This is a genomic window from Microvirga yunnanensis (assembly GCF_025460875.1).
In genome coordinates this window covers 1-17,834 of record NZ_JAMXFI010000076.1, presented here as the reverse complement: position 1 = coordinate 17,834, position 17,834 = coordinate 1, and the positions used below count along the sequence as shown (strand labels likewise).

Here is a 17,834-nt window from a genome sequence, read left to right as displayed (position 1 = left end):
CGTTGCGGGAGAAGCTGCCGATCCGGGAGATCGCACGGCGGACCGGCCTGTCGCGCAACACCATCAAGAAGTATCTGAACGCCGGCACGATCGAGCCGAGATTCGCCACGCCTGAGCGGCCGAGCAAGCTCGATCCGTTTGCCGAGAGGCTGGCGGCGTGGCTGAAGACGGAAGCCGGCAAGTCACGCAAGCAGCGCCGGACGCTGAAGCAATTCCATGCCGACCTTGTGGCGCTCGGCTTTACCGGCTCCTACGGCCGGGTCGCTGCCTTTGCCCGGGAATGGCGGGTGGATCGGCAGCGCGAGCAACAGACAACGGGGCGCGGCACCTTCGTCCCTCTGGCCTTTCGCCCGGGCGAGGCGTTCCAGTTCGACTGGAGCGAGGACTACGCTGTCCTGGGTGGAGAGCGCGCAAAGCTTCAGGTCGCCCATATCAAGCTGGCACACAGCCGGGCCTTTCTGCTCCGGGCCTATCCGTTGCAGACCCACGAGATGCTGTTCGACGCTCATTGGCACGGGTTCTGCGTCTTCGGTGGCGTGCCGGGGCGCGGCATCTATGACAACATGAAGACGGCGGTTGACCGCGTCGGCCGCGGCAAGGAGCGGCAGGTCAACATCCGCTTCCTCGCCATGACGAACCACTATGTCTTCGAGCCGGAGTTCTGCAATCCCGCGTCAGGATGGGAGAAGGGGCAGGTCGAGAAGAACGTCCAGGATGCCCGTCCTCGCCTGTGGCAGCCGATGCCGAACTTTCCTGATCTGGCGGCGCTGAACGCCTGGCTGGAACGGCGCTGCCTGGAGTTGTGGCGCGAGATCCCGCACGGGGTTCTGCCCGGAACCGTCGCTGACGCCTGGGTCGAAGAGCAGGCCGCCTTGATGCCGCTGCCGCCTGCCTTCGACGGCTTTGTCGAGCGGAGCAAGCGTGTCTCGCCCACCTGCCTGATCAGCTTCGAACGCAATCGCTACAGCGTGCCGGCGTCCTTCGCCAACCGGCCCGTCAGCCTGAGGGTCTACCCGGATCGGCTGGTGGTTGCCGCCGAGGGGCAGATCCTGTGCGAACACGAGCGGGTGAGCCAGCGGTCCCATCACCTGCCGCCACGCACGATCTATGACTGGCGGCATTATCTGGCCGTCATCCAGCGCAAGCCCGGGGCCCTCAGGAACGGTGCGCCCTTCGCGGAACTGCCTCTGGCCTTTCGGCAGTTGCAGGACCAGACGCTGCGACGTCCCGGCGGCGATCGCGAGATGGTCGACATCTTGGCGTTGGTCCTGCATCACGATGAACAGGCCGTGCTGGTTGCTGTGGAAATGGCTCTGGCCGAGGGCGTCGCGACCAAGACCCATGTGCTGAATCTGCTGCACAGGCTGATCGACGGCAAGACGAGCGGCGGCCCCGGCATCGACACACCGCAGGCGCTGATCCTGCGCCGCGAGCCAACGGCCGATGTCGAACGCTATGACAGCCTGCGGGCCCAGATCGCGGGAGGCCGCCATGCGTCATGATCCCGCCAGTGCTGCCATCGTCATCATGCTGCGCAGCCTGAAGATGCACGGCATGGCCCAAGCCGCGACCGATCTGATCGACCAGGGGGCGCCGGCCTTTGAAGCGGCCGTGCCGATCCTGTCCCAGCTGCTGAAAGCCGAACTGGCCGAACGCGAAGTGCGCTCCATCGCCTATCACATGAAGGCCGCCCGCTTCCCCGCTTACAAGGACCTTTCCGGCTTCGACTTCGCCTCCAGCGAGATCAACGAGGCCACGGTGCGGCAATTGCATCGCGGTGACTTCATGGATGGCGCCCAGAACGTCGTGCTGATCGGCGGCCCCGGCACCGGTAAGACCCATGTCGCGACCGCTCTCGGGATCCAGGCGATCGAGCATCACCGGCGAAAGGTCCGCTTCTTCTCCACCATCGAACTCGTCAATGCCCTCGAGCAGGAAAAAACCAAGGGTAAAGCGGGCCAGATCGCGGAGGGCCTGACCCGGCTTGATCTCGTGATCCTGGACGAACTGGGCTACCTGCCGTTCAGCGCATCGGGTGGTGCACTGCTCTTCCATCTCTTGGGACAACGACCACCAAACTGATGGGTTGGATCCCCGTCTGGTCGAACGGGTTCGGATTACGGCCTCACACCACCCCCTGTTTGGCCAACTGGTCCGCGTTGTACGGCGCAAGCGCCACAACGGTGAACCGCAGCTGGTCATTGAAGGTCCCGATGGCGGGCGGCAGGTTCTGCCGGCGCACCACGTGGAGGCGGCGGCACCGCTGCCCGGTGCGGCCGCTCCGGCTCTCCCCTTCCACCCCCGGCAGTCTCCGGGCGCTGGCCCGCTTGGTCGCTGGTTTACGCAATGCGCCGTTTCCTGCCCCCGAGGCCCGCCATGCGCCCGCACCGTCAGACCCCACCCCTCCAGGTGTGGAGCACCCTCCAGCCCGAGATCCGGCAGCACATGGTGGCTCTCTGGACCGACCTTGTGCAGCGCCAGCTTCGCCTCGCGCCGGGACACGCGCACGCGCAAGGAAAGCCGTGCCATGACCGCGATCTCCCCCAAAATCGAACCTCGTCACCTGACGCGACGCGCCATCGTCTACATCCGGCAGTCGACGCCGCGCCAGGTCCAGAACCACCAGGAGAGCACCCGGCGGCAATATCAGCTGGCTGAGCGGGCCCGCCAGATGGGCTGGGCCGCCCCTCAGGTCGAAGTCATTGACGAGGACCTGGGGCTGTCTGGCGCCAGCAGTCACCTGCGGACGGGCTTTCAACGCCTGGTCGCCGCGATCGGCCTGGGAGAGGTCGGCATCATTCTGGTGACAGAGGTCTCACGCCTGTCGCGCCGCAACAGTGACTGGCATCGCGTCATTGAACTGTGTGCCGTCTTCCGCACCTTGATTGCCGACGAGGACGGCGTGTACGATCACGCATGTTGATGCCCCTGTTCGTCTGTGTAGCTGTCGAAGTCGAGGCGATGAACCTGCCCGGCTTTGAGCTTTTGGAGCTGGATCAGTGTGGCGTCAGTCTTGGGAAAGAGCCAGCGGCCGGTGTCTGGATGGCGCGCCACGACAATGGTTCCATTGCGGATGCGGCGATGGATCCAGTGCGGCGAGACGGCGAGCGCGCGCGCGAGCTGCGCCACTGTCCAGCAGCCCGGAACCGTGCGTGGGCACGACAGCCAGGGCGCTCGCAGGACCCGATGGCGCAACCGGATCACCTTGACGGCGTTCGCCGACAGCGTGGCGCACCGAGCGGACCGAAATCCCTCCTTCACCAACAGGGCTGCGATGGTGTCATCGTCGAGGCCAGCGCGGGTCAGATCGACCACCCTGGTCTCCATCTCGGCGCCGCGGCTCAGCGATGAGACCGCGTGGACGGCAATGTCGATGGACAATTCCGTTATCTCGCCGCCGCGCCAGACGATCCGAACGGCGACACGGTCGCGCCCTTGACGGCACAGCACCACCTTGTCGATCAGGCAGCGCAACAGCGCCTTCCGCTGGGTCCAGGTCACTCCCGGCTGCTGCCAGAGATCCGGCACACGGGGGGCAAGCGCCAGAAACGCCGCTCGCTCGTCGGACGTCAAAACGGACGGCTCAGCCACCGCATGCCGGCGTCGGGACAGGGCTTCTTCGGCTTGCCGCAGATCGCGCAAGGCCAGTTCCCAGCGCCGCTCCAGCTCAGCCGCGACCAGCCGGTGATCAGGATCGACCCGATTGAACTGGCGCTGGGCCAGGGCCGCCTGATAGCGCAGCCGCTCGACCTGCTGGGCCTCGGCCCGGTCAAGGGCCGCCGCTGCCTGCTGCCGGGCCGTCTCCGTCTGCTCCCAGGCCTCCAACTCGGCCGGCGCCACCGCCTCGAAGAACGCGGCGACCACCCGCGCATCGATCGGATCCGCCGGCAGGTGCTGGCAGACCGGGGCATTCTGGCTGCGGTGCAGGGCGTTGCAGATGTAGCGGGTGCCGCCCTTGTACTGGACCCGGAGCTTATGACCACACGCCCCGCACCATACCATCCCTTGCAGGAGAGCCGGCCCGTTGCGCGGGGCGCCGCGGGTCGCCTTGCGGGTGTATTCGGCATAGTTGTCGTGCAGCATGGCCTGGATCCGCTCGAACCCGTGCCAGTCAATGTAGGCCGGATAGCGATCCTTCACCACGATTGTCCACTCGGCCATCGGCACCGCTGTCGTCTGGCAGTGTCCGCCGGGTGGTCGGCTGGTGCGCGTGCGCCCGTAGACGAAAGCCCCTGCGTATGCTGGGTTGGTCAAGATCGTGTACAGGGCGTTGGCGGTCGGCACGCGCCAGCTCACCTCATCCGGGACGGTTCGCCGTGGCAGGCTGAGGCCCCGGCCCTGGAAAGTGCGCACGACCTTGGTGATGGATCCGCATTCCAGAAAGGTGGCGAACACCAGACCAATCCGGCCCTGCACTTCGAGATCCGGATCCTTGGTCACCGTGCCGCTGGCATCGCGCGTCAAGCCCGTCGGGAGCAACAATGCCAACTCGCCGCGCTGGGCTTTGCTCAACAGGCCCGCCGTGAGGCGCCCGCGCAACGTGTGCAATTCGACCTCCGAGATCGTTCCCTTGAGGCCCAGGAGCAGGCGCCCATTGGGCGAACCCGGGTCATAGATCCCGTCCCGATCGGCGATGAGACAGCCGCGATAGCCGCACAGATCCAGCAGCGGATACCAGTCGGAGCAGTTGCGGGCGAGCCGGGTGACGTCATAGGACAGCACGAGGCCGACTTCGCCCAGGGTGACCCGGGCGATCAGGTCCTTGAAGCCGACGCGGTGATCGGCCGACGCGCCGCTCAGGCCGAGATCCCGGTCGATGATGTCGATGGCGCTGTCGCTCCAGCCGAGATCACCGGCGCGCTGGCGCAGCGCATACTGCAGGTGCAGACTTTCCTGATGGGTCAGCACCTGCTGCGGACTGGACTGGCGGATGTAGATCACCGCTTTGCGGCTGAGATGCCGCGGGGTCACGAGTTCGGACATCATGGCTCATCTCCGACAGGAGGGCGACGAGGTCATTGAGGATGCCGCGGCGGCAGTCGGCACAGAGGCCTGGCCAGACGCGGTGGGGCTCGACGGGCATGGCGATTCACCCTCGGTTGCGAGGCGAATCAGATCGCGGATCGCCTCAAGGGTGAGTTTGGTCACCGGTTGACGGCATGAGGGTGGGCTCAGGTTTGTGGCTGAAACCGGGATCCGCAAGACGGTGTCGTCGCCATAGGCCACGCGCACATGGCTCCCGGTGCGCCGGGACCGTGGGGCAGAGACCAGGACAAAGCGGCGTCCGTACAGCGGGTGGCCGGGATCCGTGACCGTGACGTCCTGCAGTTCGGCAGGCCTGTCTGGAGACGGTCGCAGGGTATCAAGATATGGGGTCGTACTGCCCGCAGGATCCGAATGACAGACTGTTGTTGGGCGTCAAAGGCACCCTGTTTGCCGCCGAATTGCATATCCTGCATGCCAGGATGCGGGGCAATCTGCTCAACAAGGCCCGGCGCGGCGAGCTGGCCTTGCGCCTGCCGGTCGGTTATCGGCGGCTGGGGGACGGCACCGTCGTGCTCGATCCCGACGACGAGGTCCGGGCCGTGCTGATCCGGATCTTCGAGCGCTTCGCCCTGCTGCGCAATGGGCGCGCGGTTCAGCGCCACCTGGCGGATCTCGGCCTTAAAATGCCGCGGTTGGTCCAGCAGGGCGCCGATGCCGGCCGCATCGTCTGGGTCCGGCCCACCTACCAGATGATCCAGCAGGTTCTGACCAGCCCGGTTTACGCCGGGGTCTTCGTCTACGGGCGCCGCAAGCAGGAGATGAGCCCCGGCGATCCGCCTGTCGTGACCACCCGACGCCGCCCCATGGATGAGTGGGAGATCGTCATCCCGGGCGCTTACCCGGCCTATCTCAGTTACGATCAGTACCTGCTGAACCGGCGCTCCCTGCAGGACAACCTCTACAACTTCGCCGCCAAACGGCACGGCGCTGCGCGCGAGGGACGCGCTCTGCTGCAAGGCCTCGTGATCTGCGGCCGGTGCGGCCGGCGGATGAGCGTCAGCCATGGCAGCCGGCATCTGCGCTATGAATGCCGGCGCGCGCAGCTTGATTATGGGGCCTCGCTCTGTCAGGCCTTCCCGGTCGCGCATCTCGACCAAGCGGCAGGAGAGGCTTTTCTGGAGGCGGTCAAGCCGGCAGCCCTTGCCACGACCTTAGAGGCGCTCGCCGTGCTCGAACGCGAGCGTCAGGCCCTCGACCGGCAGTGGCAGCTCAGGCTTGAGCGCGCCCGCTACGAGGTGCAGCGCGCTCAGCGGCAGTACGATGCCATCGAGCCCGAGAACCGCCTGGTCGCTCGAACGCTCGAGACGCGGTGGAATGCGGCTTTGGAAACGCTTGAGCAACTGGAGCAGGACTACGCCGTCATCCGGCGGACGGAATTGCTGCCTCTGGATGCGGCCGAGCAACAAGCCGTTCAGCATCTGGCCGGAGATCTGCCTGGCCTCTGGCACGCCGACACGACCACAGCTGTGGACCGCAAGCGCTTGCTGCGCTTGGTCATGTCAGAGGTCGTCCTGTCCGTTGATCCCCCGCACCGCCGGGCGGAGGTCGTCATTGTTTGGAGCGGTGGAGCGACAAGCCGGCACGAGGTGCGCTGTCCGCCCTTGGGGTGGCATGCTTGCACCGAGCCCGAGGTGCTCGCGCGTCTGCGGGTTCTGGCCGAGAAATACCCTGACCACCAGATCGCGATGCGGCTGAACACTGAAGGATTGCGCACGCGGACTGGCAAGACGTGGACCTATGCCCGGGTTCATTCGATGCGCAAGCAGCACGGCATTCCCACGTCATGCCCTCTGCAAACGCAAGGGGCTGTCCAGCGTGCGGATGGCTTGATGCCAGCCAGGGCCGCCGCGCAGCGGCTTGGCGTCTCGCCCTCCTTGTTGCATGTGTGGGTGCGCCACGGGGTGTTGGACTTCGATCAACATCAGACGGCATCGCGGGTCTGGGTTCGCTTGAGCGGAGACGATCTCGCTCGCCTCGATGGCACGAGCCCGATCGGCCCCCGTCTGCCGCGCTTCGCCCATGTGATGGCGGCCGAGCATTTGTCGCGGGATGCGCTTTGGGCGAAGGTTCGGGATGGAGACTATCGCGCCTTCCGGGTGCCGCATGGCCAAGTTTGGGAGTGGCACCTGCAACGCTTACCCATGGCGGCGGTTTGACGTGACCAGAAGAGGAAGCATCATCATGAATGACGATCTAACAAGCTCTACGAGCGCACCAGCGTCGTCATCACCACCAACCTCGGCTTCAGCGAATGGACTCACACAAACGAACGCGGGAGCGATGCCACCCCCGCGTCATCCACTAATCGGGGATGGTCACCCGGCCGCGCTCAACGTGGATCTGATCGGCCTGTGACGGTCTCTCGACCATGGAAGCGATGTTCGTGGCGTCAAGCGCCGGCGCCTGTCCTGGCTGTCCACCCCTCGGCGTGGGACGCACAACCTGATGGTCCGGCAGAGGTGTCCCTTGTGTCAGGTGAGCGTACATCTGCTCTAACGCACGCAGGTGATAGATGGTCAGCCGCACATATCGGGTGTCATAGCCCGGCTCGGAAGCACCGAAATGCTGCGCGTTGGCCACCTCGACGTAGCGCAACCGGCTCCGCTCACCTTCCACAAGGCTGTTGAGGCCAAGATAGGGGCGGGACGTAAAGCCGACCGGGACACGCGCGTCCGCACGGCCATGCACGACGATAGTCGGCTTGCCGTGAAGATCGCCGGATGCGAGGAACTCCCGGTTGCCTTCCTGGACCCGTTTCGCACTGGCTGACTGGCCGGTCGCGAGTTCCCGAAGGCAGAGCGCTCCATCCAGGTTGTAGTCCTGACGTCCGGTGGAGGCAGACGCGGAAACGGCGCTGCGCCGTGGGCCGGCGGGATCAAGATCGTTGATGATGTCGACTGGTCCCACCGGAGCACCGCCAGGCGCCGTTGCGAAGATGGTCGCCAGCACGTCTGCGGGGATCGGCATCGGACGGCCGTCCTTGTCGGCGGCGGCATAGCTAAGGCCACAGATCCGGTCCTCAACGCCAAAGCGACCATGGTCGCTTGCATACTTGGCGGCCGTGGCATCTGGCGCGATGTCGTAGTGGGAGGCATGCAGGATGTCAGACTCAGGCTCCCAGCCATAGTCCCGCAGCTTTGCGAGTGCCTCCTTACCCTGGGATTCTGTTGTCTCGGCCGAGAGCAATCCTTTGTCCTTCAGTGACTGACACCGATTCTCGGCGAATGCGAGCTTCTCGCGCCGAGGCGCATCGGGTGTCGCCACAGCCGCACAGGGCTGATACAGGATCGCTGTCGTGAAGTAGTCGAGGAGCGTCCGGCCCGTACCTAGCCGTTTGGTGCTCCCGCGCTCGACCATCACCGCATCGTTAGGCTGCACCTGAACCTGAGGTTCGGCGGCCACGATGCCGTCAATCCAGCCCTCCCTGTCGTATTCACCGCCATACAGAGCCGCCCCACCGCCATTGGAGGTGCCGGTGGCGATCACCAGCGTATTGTCACGGGTCAGGTAAGGACCGCCGCCTGAGCCGCGGGCATCCTGGTTGAGCTGGTAGAAGGCAAACTGGATCGCCCGCACGACATCCCGTCCCCAACCAGCCTCAGGGTTCTGTTTCGAGTGGGCATGCTTGAAGGCGATGCGGTTGGGAAACGCCCTCAGGAGTTCCTGACGTTTGCTCTCGTCCAAGTCAGCCCTGAAATGCGTCTCCCGCCCAGCCTCGGCTGCGCTGACGCGGGTGCCATCGAGGCGATTGACCGTGTCGGAGTCCAGGTCGTGCACGCCATTGCCAAGGCCCTTATCGGTGTACACGACAGCGCAGTCCCGCCGCAGGCCCCAGTACCCGAAATCAACGATGTCGCGGTACAAGCTCGCGGAGCCGTTGACAGGGACGGCAAGGATGCAAGGCCGATCAGCCCGGAAGGAGGCCGGCACTTGCAAGAGCATCGCTACATTCTGGCGGCCGTCGCTATTATCCGCATAGGCGAGATACTCCGCGCCGGCAATCTTGCCGTCATCCGGGAGAGACGCACCGCTACGCGGATCGACGTTCGGCCCATAGAGTCGCCCAAAGCCTTCTGCGGACGAACCACGAGAGAACAAGGCCGCGCGTCTCAACTCGGCCGCGGTCGGGTGAAATTTGTCCGCATATCCCGGCGCCGGCGCTTTGTCGGTCATGCCGGCAACACCGAGACCTGCCGTCGCGAGATCATTGGACTGTCCGTCGAGCCCAGTTCTCTGCACGGACCGGAGCCAGTCGGGCTTGCTGGCTTCGCTTGGTGTTTCGGCCAGCGCTCCGAATGAGGCTGCTCCAAGCCACGTAACGGTCGTGAGGAACCGAAAGGCACTGCGCTTCATCTCATCCTCCCGTTGGTTCATGTTGTCGACAGGGATCGTTATTCCGGCTGAATGCCGGCCGCCTTGACGATGTCGGCCCACTTCTTGATCTCGGTGCCGACGAATGCCTTCAGTTCCTCTGGCGTGCTGGTCTCTGCCTCGATGCCAGCCGTGAGCAGCTTTTCCTGGGTCGTCTTGTCGTTGACGGCGGCCACAAGTGCCTCGCGCAGCTTGTCGACGACCGACTTGGGCGTCTTGGCCGGCAAGAAGGCAGCAAACCAGGCGGCAAGATCGTACCCCTTCACGCCAGCCTCTTCCATGGTTGGCAGTTCGGGAGCCAGCGTGCTGCGCTTGGCGGTCGAGACCGCAAATCCCGTGACCTTGCCGGCCCTCACCTGCGGCAGCGTGGTCGAAATATCGGCGAAGACGATGTTGATCTGCCCGCCGAGCAGGTCGGTGATGGCCTGCGGATTGCTGCGGTACGGCACACCCTGAATGTCGACACCGCCCAGGGATTTCAGCATCTCACCTGCGATGCGGGATGAGCTGGAGCCCCAGCCGAAGGTAAGCTTGCCAGGGTTCCCCTTTGCATAGGCGATGAGCTCTTGCACGTTCTTGGCCGGCACCGATGGGTTCGTGATCAAGGCCAGCGTGATGGTGCCGAGTTTCGTCACCGGCTCGAAGCTGTTGATGGCATCGTACGGTACGTTCTTCATCAGGCTCTGGTTGGCCCCATGCGTCGTATTTGTGGTGATCAGTACGGTGTGCCCGTCTGGCTCAGCCCGGGCCACGTTCTGGGCGGCCAGGTTGCCGTTCGCCCCGGCCATGTTCTCGACGATGATCGACTGGCCCAATGTCTTGGAGGCATGTTCACCCACGATACGGGCGAGCGCATCCGTGGCGCTGCCGGCGGCGAACGGCACGATGAACTTGATGGTACGGGTCGGATAAGTCTGTGCCGCGGCAGGCAAGGCAGCCAGCATGGTTCCGGCAAGGGTCAGGGCAGCAGTCCAGGTCTTCACTCTCATGGTTGTCTCCTCCAAAATCTCGGTCAAATGACGTCGCCTTGGGCTGGCGCTTCATGGGTGTGGGCATCGTCGGGAAGCTCAAGATCGAGCAGGGCGGAGCTCAGGCTCTTGCCGTGGGTATCGAGCACCAGCGAGCGGGTCACGCCACCACTGAGCGCTTGGCGCAGGACGAAGTTCAGGGCGCCGAGGCTTGGGATCTCGTAACGGATCACCTCACCGGCCACGAGGTCACCGAAATGAGCTTTGACGCGCTCAGGCGTGACGTGCCGTAGCAACAGTGGGTAGTTCCGCTCATCGTAGGCGATGACCGAGATGCTGGACGTGTTGCCCTTGTCGCCGGTACGGGAGTGAGCGATCTGACGGAGCTTCATCTCAGCACTCCACGTAATGCACAGCAGGCTGGACCAGATCGCGCGGAATGTACGTGGAAAGGATGCCCACGACCTCGCGAGCCGTCTTCGTCACACCACCCCCGCCGGCGGGCCCGTTGGTGTAGAGGGTCTCGACCTCGTTGCCGATCCGCACCGCCTCCTCCAGGCTCTCAGTCCGCCCCACGACACGCACACGGACTTCATAGGGCTCATGGCGGCTGCCGTTCCCCGACAGCCTATCGCCGTGCAGCGAGTTGACGCCGATGAGATCGAAGCGCAGCTCGGAGGTGCTGACACCCGTGAGCCTCAGGCGCTCCCTGATGATGTCGAGCGCGAGCTCCCCACGTGCGCGGGCACCAGGTCCAGCATAGGAGATCTGCCCCTCGCCCACGAAACCCTCAATGGTTCCGATAGATACTTTCAGGGTCTCTGGCCTCGGGCTGCCAGAGGCGCCCTGGATGCGGACCCGGTCAGGCCCGATCTCCTCGACGGTGACGCGCGAGAAATCAGCAATCACGTCCGGAGTGAGGTATCGTGCCGGATCGTGGATCTCATAGAAAATCTGCTCCTTGCAGGTGGCGGGCGTGACCTGACCGCCCGAGCCCGGCACCTTCGTGATGACAACGGACCCGTCCTCGCGGACCTCGCCGATGGGAAATCCGAGGCGGGCAAGGTCGGGAACATCCTTGTAGCCTGGATCGGCGAAGTATCCGCCCGTCACCTGCCCGGCACATTCGAGAAGATGCCCAATCAATGTGGCTTGGCCGAGCCGATGCCAGTCGTCCAAGGTCCAGCCGAATTCATGGATCAGAGGGCCGACGAAGAGTGAGGGGTCGGCAGCCCGGCCAGTGATGACGATGTCTGCGCCCTTGGCTAGCGCCTCGGCGATGGACTGAGCCCCAATATAGGCATTCGCTGATACGACGCGGTTTCCAAGATCCGCAACCGCTACTCCAGATTCCTCAACGCGGAAGTCGCCGTTGGACAGTTGGGACAGGACGTCATCACCTGTGACCGCCGCGATTGTGAGGCCAGTGAGGCCAAGCTCCTGAGCGACTACCCGCGCTCGCTCGGCTGCGGCATTGGGGTTAGCCGCTCCCATGTTGGTGATGATCTTGATGCCCTTGGCATGGCAGAGCGGAAGGACCGCGCGGAAGCGCTCAGGCAGGAGAGGGTCGTAGCCGAGAGCCGGGTCCTTGAGCTTGGCCTGCTGGGCTAGCGCGATCGTGCGCTCGGCAAGGCACTCAAATACCAGATACTGAAGATCGCCCTGCTCGGCGAGCTCAACGGCTGGCTCGATTCTGTCGCCGGAATAGCCCGCGCCGGCGCCGATCCTGATCTGTTTCATGGGCCTCTCCAGCTCTCAGGTGCATTAGAGGTTCGGTTCGGTGATCACACAATTGAAATTATTGGATCACAGTAATAGACTTGATTTATGAATCCTGATCTCCGCCAGATCCGCGCCTTCGTCACGGTTGCCCAGCTTGGCAGCTTCACCCGAGCCGCAGGCCTCCTGAACCTGTCGCAGCCTGCACTCACAGTTCAAATCCGAAATCTGGAGGACGCGTTGGGCGTGCGTCTGTTCGACCGCAACACCCGCACAGTTTCCCTCACCCGAATGGGCCGGGAGCTTATTCCAGCGTTGCAGCGTATCGTGCGTGACCTTGATGCAGTGGTCGCCGAAGCTCGGGATGTGGCAGCACAACGGCACGGGATCGTGCGTCTTGCCGCCCTGCCCTCGTTTGCCTCAGGCGTCCTTCCGGAGATTATTGCCCGCTTCCGCGAAGAACACCCGAAGATCTCATTTGTCATTCACGATGTGATCGCCAGCGCCGTGATCGCTCAAGTGCGTGAGGAGCAGGTCGATCTTGGGCTGACGGGTGGGCGCACTGTAGATCCCGAGTTCGAAGTGCTGCACACGACACAAGATCATATGCACGTCGTCTACCCGGTCGGTCATCCATTCGGAGACAAGCGGCAGATCGATGTGGAGGCCCTCACTCAGCACCCGCTCATCCTGATGCATCCAGCGACAAGCGTGCGGGCTGTCGTGGACGCGGCATTCGTTGCGGCTGGTCATGCACCCTTCGTCGCCGCGGAGGCTACGTATATGTCGACGGCAGTGGGAATGGTGCGAGCAGGCTTGGGGGCTGCCATCCTGCCTGGATCTGCCATGGAGGTTCGGGCGGAGCGGACCTTACGCTCGCGCTCAATCGACGACCCAGGGTTCACCCGAGAAATTTCGCTCATCAAGAAAGCGGAGCGGACGCTTCCGCCGGCCAGCGAAAGCTTTGCCCGCAGCATGATCCAAGCTCTACAGCGCGTCTGAGCCGATGATCCCGCTCTGCAGGAAGTCTCCAGTGTGTCCGAGGCAGCCTTCAAGCGTAGCTTTGTAATGGTCCGCTCACCGCGCACTCTCAGACCTTCAGCAGGCTAGTTGGAAGGCATAGCCTAGCTGCTGGTTCTGCATGTTGTCGCTATACCCGCTCGGGTCAGAGTGGCCCCCTTCCCTTTGATCCAGAACTCGACGTCGCCCTGCATATACCGGCCTCCGTCCGCAGAGCGGGTCTGTGGGAGCGTCGTCTCAGCTGAGGATCCGGCATAGACGAGCTTCACTGATCCCGGTGCGGTGCTTGGGGGAGAGAACATGGGGTAATTCCGGGGCCGCGCCATAACCTGGCTCTGGGAATCAGCTCCTAAGATCGACGAGGCCCACGCCAGGGCCCTGACCGTGAGGAGGGTAGCCATGGAGCACTATGTCGGACTGGACGTCTCGCTGAAGCTGACGGCAATCTGCATTGTCGATCAAACGGGCAAGATCGTGCGCGAAGGCATGGTCCCTTCCGACCCGGCGGCCATCGCGGGCTTCGTTCAATCCCATGCGCCGCATGTGGCCCGGGTGGGACTGGAGACCGGAGCGACGGCGACGTGGCTCTGGAACGAGCTGAACGTGCTGGGATTGCCGGTCATCTGCATCGATGCCCGACATGCCAAGGCAGCTTTGAAGATGCAGATCAACAAGAACGACCGCAATGATGCGGCCGGGATTGCCCGCATCATGCAATGTGGATGGTACAAGCAGGTGCACGTCAAAGACCGCGGCAGTCACGCCATCAAGGCCCTCCTCGCCAGCCGCGCTCTGCTGGTCAAGCTCAAGCGCGATCTGGAGAACCAGATCCGCGGGCTCCTGAAGAACCTCGGGCAGGTGATCGGCCGGGCCAAGATGAACGTGTTTGCCAGGCGTGCGGCCGAACTGCTCGAGGACAGGCCGGAGCTCGCCGCCGCAGCCCTGCCGCTTCTCAGGGCGCGTGCGGCTGTCGAGCAGGAGATTGCGGATCTTGATAGCGAGGTACTGCGCCTGGCCCGCAGAAGTGCTCAGGTGCAGCGGTTCATGACAGTCCCCGGTGTCGGTGCCATTACGGCACTGTGCTTCCTGGCAACGATCGATGATCCCACCCGCTTCGAGCGGTCGAGGAGCGTCAGAGCTTATGCGGGCCTGACGGCACGAGGCTACGCCTCCGGCGAGACCGACTGGACCGGCCGGATCTCGAAATGCGGCGACGCGATGCTGCGCAGCTACCTCTACGAGGCCGCCAACGTGCTGCTCACCCGGGTGGCCAAGTGGTCGGGGCTGAAGGCCTGGGGTCTCAGGCTGGCCAAGCGCACCGGGCTGCGCAAAGCCAGGGTTGCAGTGGCACGCAAGCTTGCCGGCATTCTGCACCGGATGTGGATGGATGGCACGGACTTCCGCTGGTCATCACAGGAGACCGACCAACAAGCAGCATGAAAGTTTAACCCGTTTCCCGCCTACCCGCGGGAAGCAAGGTCCCTGCCGGGACGTTGGCGTTGGTGAGATCGCCCCAGGCTTTGCGAGGCCCTTCCAGGCAAAGCGCGCTTCACACATTGATCCGCCAGCGTCATCTGACGCCATCATGCGGAAGGCCTGTCCTTACCGCGGAGAGAACCCTGGACCCGGCAAGGATGTGCACAGAGAGCTTGACCCCAAACCCGGAATTAGAGAACAGCCAGGGTCAAATTGAGCCGTTGGGCTTCGCCTTATGAAGGCCAGCTTGCCTTATGTCTACGGAAGTTCGGCTCTCGTCTGCCTCGTGCCATCAGGAGCGGACCTTTCCTCAGCATGCGCCGTCCAATCCCCATCTTAAGCGGCCGGGAAGGAGGACCCCTTCAGGGGAAATTCCAGCGTGAAGCGGGAACCATTGATCGGATCAAACGCAGCGGTATCGGGTTGTCTTGCGAGCAACCTGAACCGAAGGTACCACACGATGGCCGACCCGGCTCCGGCACCACCCCCGTCAGCCCTCCGGCCTGCGGGGTCCCCCATCCTGACCGCCGGCGGCATCGTTCTGGCGATCGCAGGACTCTACTTCGGCCGCGATCTGTTCGTTCCCTTCGCGCTAGCCATCCTCCTGAGTTTCGCCCTGACGCCGCTGGTCAATTGGCTCAGACGCTGGAAGCTGCCGCGAATTGCAGCGGTTCTCGTGGCCGTGACGCTTGCCTTCATCCTGATCGCAGGCATCGCCTTTGTGGTCGGGCGCCAGCTCGTTCAGCTTGCCGACAATCTCCCAACCTACCAGATCACCATCACCGACAAGATCCGCTCTTTGCAGGCCTCCGCTCCCGGGGGAGGGATCGTAGACAAGGTCACGACGACCATCCAGGATGTCGGCAAGCAGATCTCCGGCGAAAAGCCTCCTGACAATGTTCCGGCGCAGACACCCGGGGCCCGGCTCGGCAACGGTACCGCGCAGGAGCCAGTCACCGTGCGGCTGGAAGCGCCGCAGGCCAAGCCTCTCGAGATCATCCAGACAGTTGTCGGCCCCCTGCTCGCGCCACTAGCCACGGCCGGCCTAGTGGTGATCTTCGTGATCTTCGTGCTGCTCGAGCGGGAGGACCTGCGCGACCGCTTCATCAAACTGGCGGGAGCAGGCGATCTCCAGAAGAGCACCCAGGCCATCAACGATGCCGCAGCCCGGGTCAGCCGCTATTTGCTAATGCAGCTCGTGGTGAACCTGACCTACGGGATCCCGATCGGCATCGCCCTTTACTTCATCGGCGTGCCGAATGCTCTGCTATGGGGCCTGCTGGCGGCGGTGCTGCGGTTCATCCCTTACCTCGGTCCCTTCCTGGCCGCTCTATTTCCGGTCGCCCTTGCTATCGCGGTCGATCCCGGCTGGACGATGCTGTTCTGGGTTGTCGGCCTGTTCCTAGTGGCCGAACTCATCAGCAACAACGTCATCGAGCCGTGGCTCTATGGTTCCAGCACCGGGTTGTCGTCACTGGCCATCATCATGGCAGCAATCTTCTGGACCAGCCTGTGGGGTCCAGTCGGGCTGTTCCTCGCAACGCCTCTTACGGTCTGCCTCGTTGTGATTGGACGCTATGTGCCGCAGCTCGAGTTTCTCGGCGTTCTCCTCGGCAGCGACCCGGTGCTTGCGCCGGAAGAGCGCCTCTACCAACGCCTGCTGGCCGGCAACCTGGAGGAGGCTGTGGAGATGGCCGAGGACTATGTCGACGAGCACTCCTCGCGGGAGTTCTATGACAACGTGGCCATCCCGTCGCTTCGTCTGGCCGAGAACGACCGCCAACGCAGCACCACCGACACCAACTACCGACGGCTCGTCGCCGACACGGCGATCTGTGTCGTGCGCGAGGTTGAGGACCATGTCCGAGAGAACGCCGCCTCCCCTGACGAAGTAGCTCCGGATGAGGATCGCGCACCGTCCGTACGAGAAGAACGGCCCTCGCTGGTCCTCTGCCTGGCAGGACGCACGGAACTCGATCGCGCGGCGGCCGAGATGATGGCGCAGGTGCTCGAGGAACGGGGCATCGGCGCTCGGGTTCTCCCGCCGATCGCCGTCAGTCAGGGGGCCTTGGGGCAGCTCGATCTCAAAGGCGTGGATGTGGTGTGCCTATCCTACCTGCATCCGCAGCCGCAGGTTTATGCCCGCTACATCTGCCGTCGCCTGCGCCGCCGAGCACCTCACCTGAAGCTCATCGTCTGCTGCTGGAACCTGGCGCCCGGGACGGGGCAAACGGAAGACCTCAAGAGGCAGATGGCGGCCGATGCGATCTTCGTCTCACTCGACATATGTGTCGACCAGGTGAATGCGTGGGTCCACCTCCCTGCATTGCCCGGTGAAGCGCGGCCGGTCCTTCCTGATACCGAGCAGGCCCAGATTGCGGCGCTGCATGACCTGGGTTTGGCCTCGGCAAAGAGCCGTCAGTTCGATGAGGTGTCCAGGAAAGTCGCGCAGGCGTTCGACGTCCCGATTGCCCTTGTTTCCTTCGTGGACGAGGTGCAGCATCCCCAGCCGGACGGGGCAAGCCTGCCCCAGGAAACTCAGGTCACGCAGCGGGCTGCTCACGAGGAATCGCTCGACGCGCACGTGATCACTGCGAACGAGGTGCTGGTGTCCAAGGACGTCACGGAGGATCCTCGCTTTGCCGACGATCCGCTCGTGCTGGAGAAGGGCATCCGCTTCTATGCCGGGGCTCCGCTACGGACTTCGGCGGGGCTGGTGATCGGCACCCTGTGCGTCATCGACACGCGGCCCCGCGAGTTCCAGGAGCCGGATTGCCGGCGCCTCCAGGTCATGGCCGACGAGCTGATGAGTCAGATCGAGCGTCGCTCTGCGGAACATATGGGCAGGCCCCAAGCCGACCTCGTTACGGTTGCAGGCACGAAGTGAGACACCCCTCTGACGGGGCCCACACGACAGACACTCCGCGCTACGGAGGACAAACTTACGATGAGGCGTAATGTCCGGATCGGGTCAAAGGACTAAACCGCTACCGCGGTAGGCTCTGCCGGCTCTGTCGGCGTCTGGAACGATCATAGAGGTCACGCTGGGACGTGTCCGGCCTGAGAATGGAGAGGTTTCCTCCCCCCCCTCAGGACAGGAGCCTCCGATGACCCACGCGTCCGTCAGCCCTCTCCGTCAGCGCCTGATCGACGACATGACGATCCGCCATTTCGCCCCACGCACCCAGGATGCTTACATCCGCGCCATCCGCCGCTTCAGCGCCTTCCTTGGCG

At 64.0% G+C, this 17,834-nt stretch carries 14 protein-coding genes and 1 pseudogene; 8 read left to right on the top strand and 7 right to left on the bottom strand.

The window, feature by feature from the left end; translation table 11 throughout:
* The first annotated feature begins 2 nt into the window (after positions 1 to 2).
* A complete protein-coding gene (gene istA / locus NF876_RS28615; protein ID WP_262271748.1) occupies positions 3 to 1,502 on the top strand; it encodes an IS21 family transposase in 1,500 nt (499 codons plus the stop codon).
* Positions 1,492 to 2,067, top strand: a pseudogene (locus NF876_RS28610) (ATP-binding protein); the annotation flags it as partial. The gene istA and the pseudogene NF876_RS28610, both read left to right, overlap by 11 nt.
* A 58-nt stretch (positions 2,068 to 2,125) precedes the next feature.
* On the opposite strand, the gene NF876_RS28605 reads toward NF876_RS28610, so the two are convergent.
* Positions 2,126 to 2,347 carry a hypothetical protein gene (locus NF876_RS28605; RefSeq protein WP_262271747.1) on the bottom strand — a complete coding sequence of 74 codons (222 nt, stop codon included), beginning with the start codon at positions 2,345 to 2,347 and terminating at the stop codon, positions 2,126 to 2,128.
* A gap of 180 nt (positions 2,348 to 2,527) precedes the next feature.
* Between NF876_RS28605 and NF876_RS28600 the strand changes: the two genes are divergently transcribed.
* Positions 2,528 to 2,923, top strand: a complete 396-nt coding sequence (locus NF876_RS28600; protein ID WP_262271746.1) for a recombinase family protein — start codon at positions 2,528 to 2,530, stop codon at positions 2,921 to 2,923.
* Here the strand turns inward: NF876_RS28600 and NF876_RS28595 are convergent.
* Positions 2,911 to 4,986, bottom strand: a complete 2,076-nt coding sequence (locus NF876_RS28595; protein ID WP_262271745.1) for a recombinase family protein — start codon at positions 4,984 to 4,986, stop codon at positions 2,911 to 2,913. The two genes, NF876_RS28600 and NF876_RS28595, sit on opposite strands and share 13 nt — an antisense overlap.
* A 422-nt stretch (positions 4,987 to 5,408) precedes the next feature.
* Between NF876_RS28595 and NF876_RS28590 the strand changes: the two genes are divergently transcribed.
* Positions 5,409 to 7,202 (top strand): recombinase family protein, encoded by a 1,794-nt coding sequence (locus tag NF876_RS28590; protein WP_262271744.1) that lies wholly within the window; start codon positions 5,409 to 5,411, stop codon positions 7,200 to 7,202.
* A 145-nt stretch (positions 7,203 to 7,347) separates the two neighbouring features.
* On the opposite strand, the gene NF876_RS28585 is transcribed toward NF876_RS28590, so the two are convergent.
* From NF876_RS28585 to NF876_RS28570, 4 genes are read right to left on the bottom strand one after another with little or no spacing between them, the layout of a single operon-like run.
* The gene (locus NF876_RS28585) at positions 7,348 to 9,399 is read right to left on the bottom strand and encodes a 3-hydroxybutyrate oligomer hydrolase family protein (RefSeq protein ID WP_262271743.1); all 2,052 of its coding nucleotides are present in this window, start codon (positions 9,397 to 9,399) and stop codon (positions 7,348 to 7,350) included.
* Positions 9,400 to 9,437: 38 nt separating this feature from the next.
* Positions 9,438 to 10,406, bottom strand: a complete 969-nt coding sequence (locus tag NF876_RS28580; RefSeq protein WP_262271742.1) for a Bug family tripartite tricarboxylate transporter substrate binding protein — start codon at positions 10,404 to 10,406, stop codon at positions 9,438 to 9,440.
* Positions 10,407 to 10,429: 23 nt separating this feature from the next.
* On the bottom strand, positions 10,430 to 10,777 hold the full coding sequence (locus NF876_RS28575) for an AtuA-related protein (RefSeq protein ID WP_262271741.1): 348 nt from the start codon (positions 10,775 to 10,777) through the stop codon (positions 10,430 to 10,432).
* 1 nt (position 10,778) lies between these two features.
* Positions 10,779 to 12,125 (bottom strand): acyclic terpene utilization AtuA family protein, encoded by a 1,347-nt coding sequence (locus tag NF876_RS28570; protein WP_262271740.1) that lies wholly within the window; start codon positions 12,123 to 12,125, stop codon positions 10,779 to 10,781.
* An 87-nt stretch (positions 12,126 to 12,212) separates the two neighbouring features.
* Between NF876_RS28570 and NF876_RS28565 the strand changes: the two genes are divergently transcribed.
* Complete coding sequence (locus tag NF876_RS28565) at positions 12,213 to 13,106, top strand: LysR family transcriptional regulator (protein ID WP_262271739.1); 894 nt, start codon at positions 12,213 to 12,215, stop codon at positions 13,104 to 13,106.
* Between the two features lie 122 nt (positions 13,107 to 13,228).
* Here the strand turns inward: NF876_RS28565 and NF876_RS28560 are convergent, their stop codons facing one another.
* Entirely contained in the window at positions 13,229 to 13,426 is a 198-nt protein-coding gene (locus tag NF876_RS28560) for an MliC family protein (RefSeq protein ID WP_262271738.1), read from the bottom strand.
* A 97-nt stretch (positions 13,427 to 13,523) separates the two neighbouring features.
* On the opposite strand from NF876_RS28560, the gene NF876_RS28555 reads away from it, so the two are divergent.
* From NF876_RS28555 to NF876_RS28545, 3 genes are all read left to right on the top strand, one after another.
* Positions 13,524 to 14,564, top strand: a complete 1,041-nt coding sequence (locus NF876_RS28555; RefSeq protein ID WP_262271737.1) for an IS110 family RNA-guided transposase — start codon at positions 13,524 to 13,526, stop codon at positions 14,562 to 14,564.
* Between the two features lie 496 nt (positions 14,565 to 15,060).
* The gene (locus NF876_RS28550; RefSeq protein ID WP_262271736.1) at positions 15,061 to 17,487 is read left to right on the top strand and encodes an AI-2E family transporter; all 2,427 of its coding nucleotides are present in this window, start codon (positions 15,061 to 15,063) and stop codon (positions 17,485 to 17,487) included.
* Between the two features lie 220 nt (positions 17,488 to 17,707).
* Positions 17,708 to 17,834: phage integrase N-terminal SAM-like domain-containing protein (locus tag NF876_RS28545; RefSeq protein ID WP_262269165.1), on the top strand; the 127-nt coding region annotated here is incomplete at its 3' end.

Coding starts and splice junctions, on each gene's coding strand:
- NF876_RS28600 (WP_262271746.1), top strand. CDS start 2,528: ATGACCGCGATCTCCCCCAAAATCGAACCTCGTCACCTGACGCGACGC.
- NF876_RS28595 (WP_262271745.1), bottom strand. CDS start 4,986: ATGATGTCCGAACTCGTGACCCCGCGGCATCTCAGCCGCAAAGCGGTG.
- NF876_RS28585 (WP_262271743.1), bottom strand. CDS start 9,399: ATGAAGCGCAGTGCCTTTCGGTTCCTCACGACCGTTACGTGGCTTGGA.
- NF876_RS28580 (WP_262271742.1), bottom strand. CDS start 10,406: ATGAGAGTGAAGACCTGGACTGCTGCCCTGACCCTTGCCGGAACCATG.
- NF876_RS28575 (WP_262271741.1), bottom strand. CDS start 10,777: ATGAAGCTCCGTCAGATCGCTCACTCCCGTACCGGCGACAAGGGCAAC.
- NF876_RS28570 (WP_262271740.1), bottom strand. CDS start 12,125: ATGAAACAGATCAGGATCGGCGCCGGCGCGGGCTATTCCGGCGACAGA.
- NF876_RS28565 (WP_262271739.1), top strand. CDS start 12,213: ATGAATCCTGATCTCCGCCAGATCCGCGCCTTCGTCACGGTTGCCCAG.
- NF876_RS28560 (WP_262271738.1), bottom strand. CDS start 13,426: ATGTTCTCTCCCCCAAGCACCGCACCGGGATCAGTGAAGCTCGTCTAT.
- NF876_RS28555 (WP_262271737.1), top strand. CDS start 13,524: ATGGAGCACTATGTCGGACTGGACGTCTCGCTGAAGCTGACGGCAATC.
- NF876_RS28550 (WP_262271736.1), top strand. CDS start 15,061: ATGGCCGACCCGGCTCCGGCACCACCCCCGTCAGCCCTCCGGCCTGCG.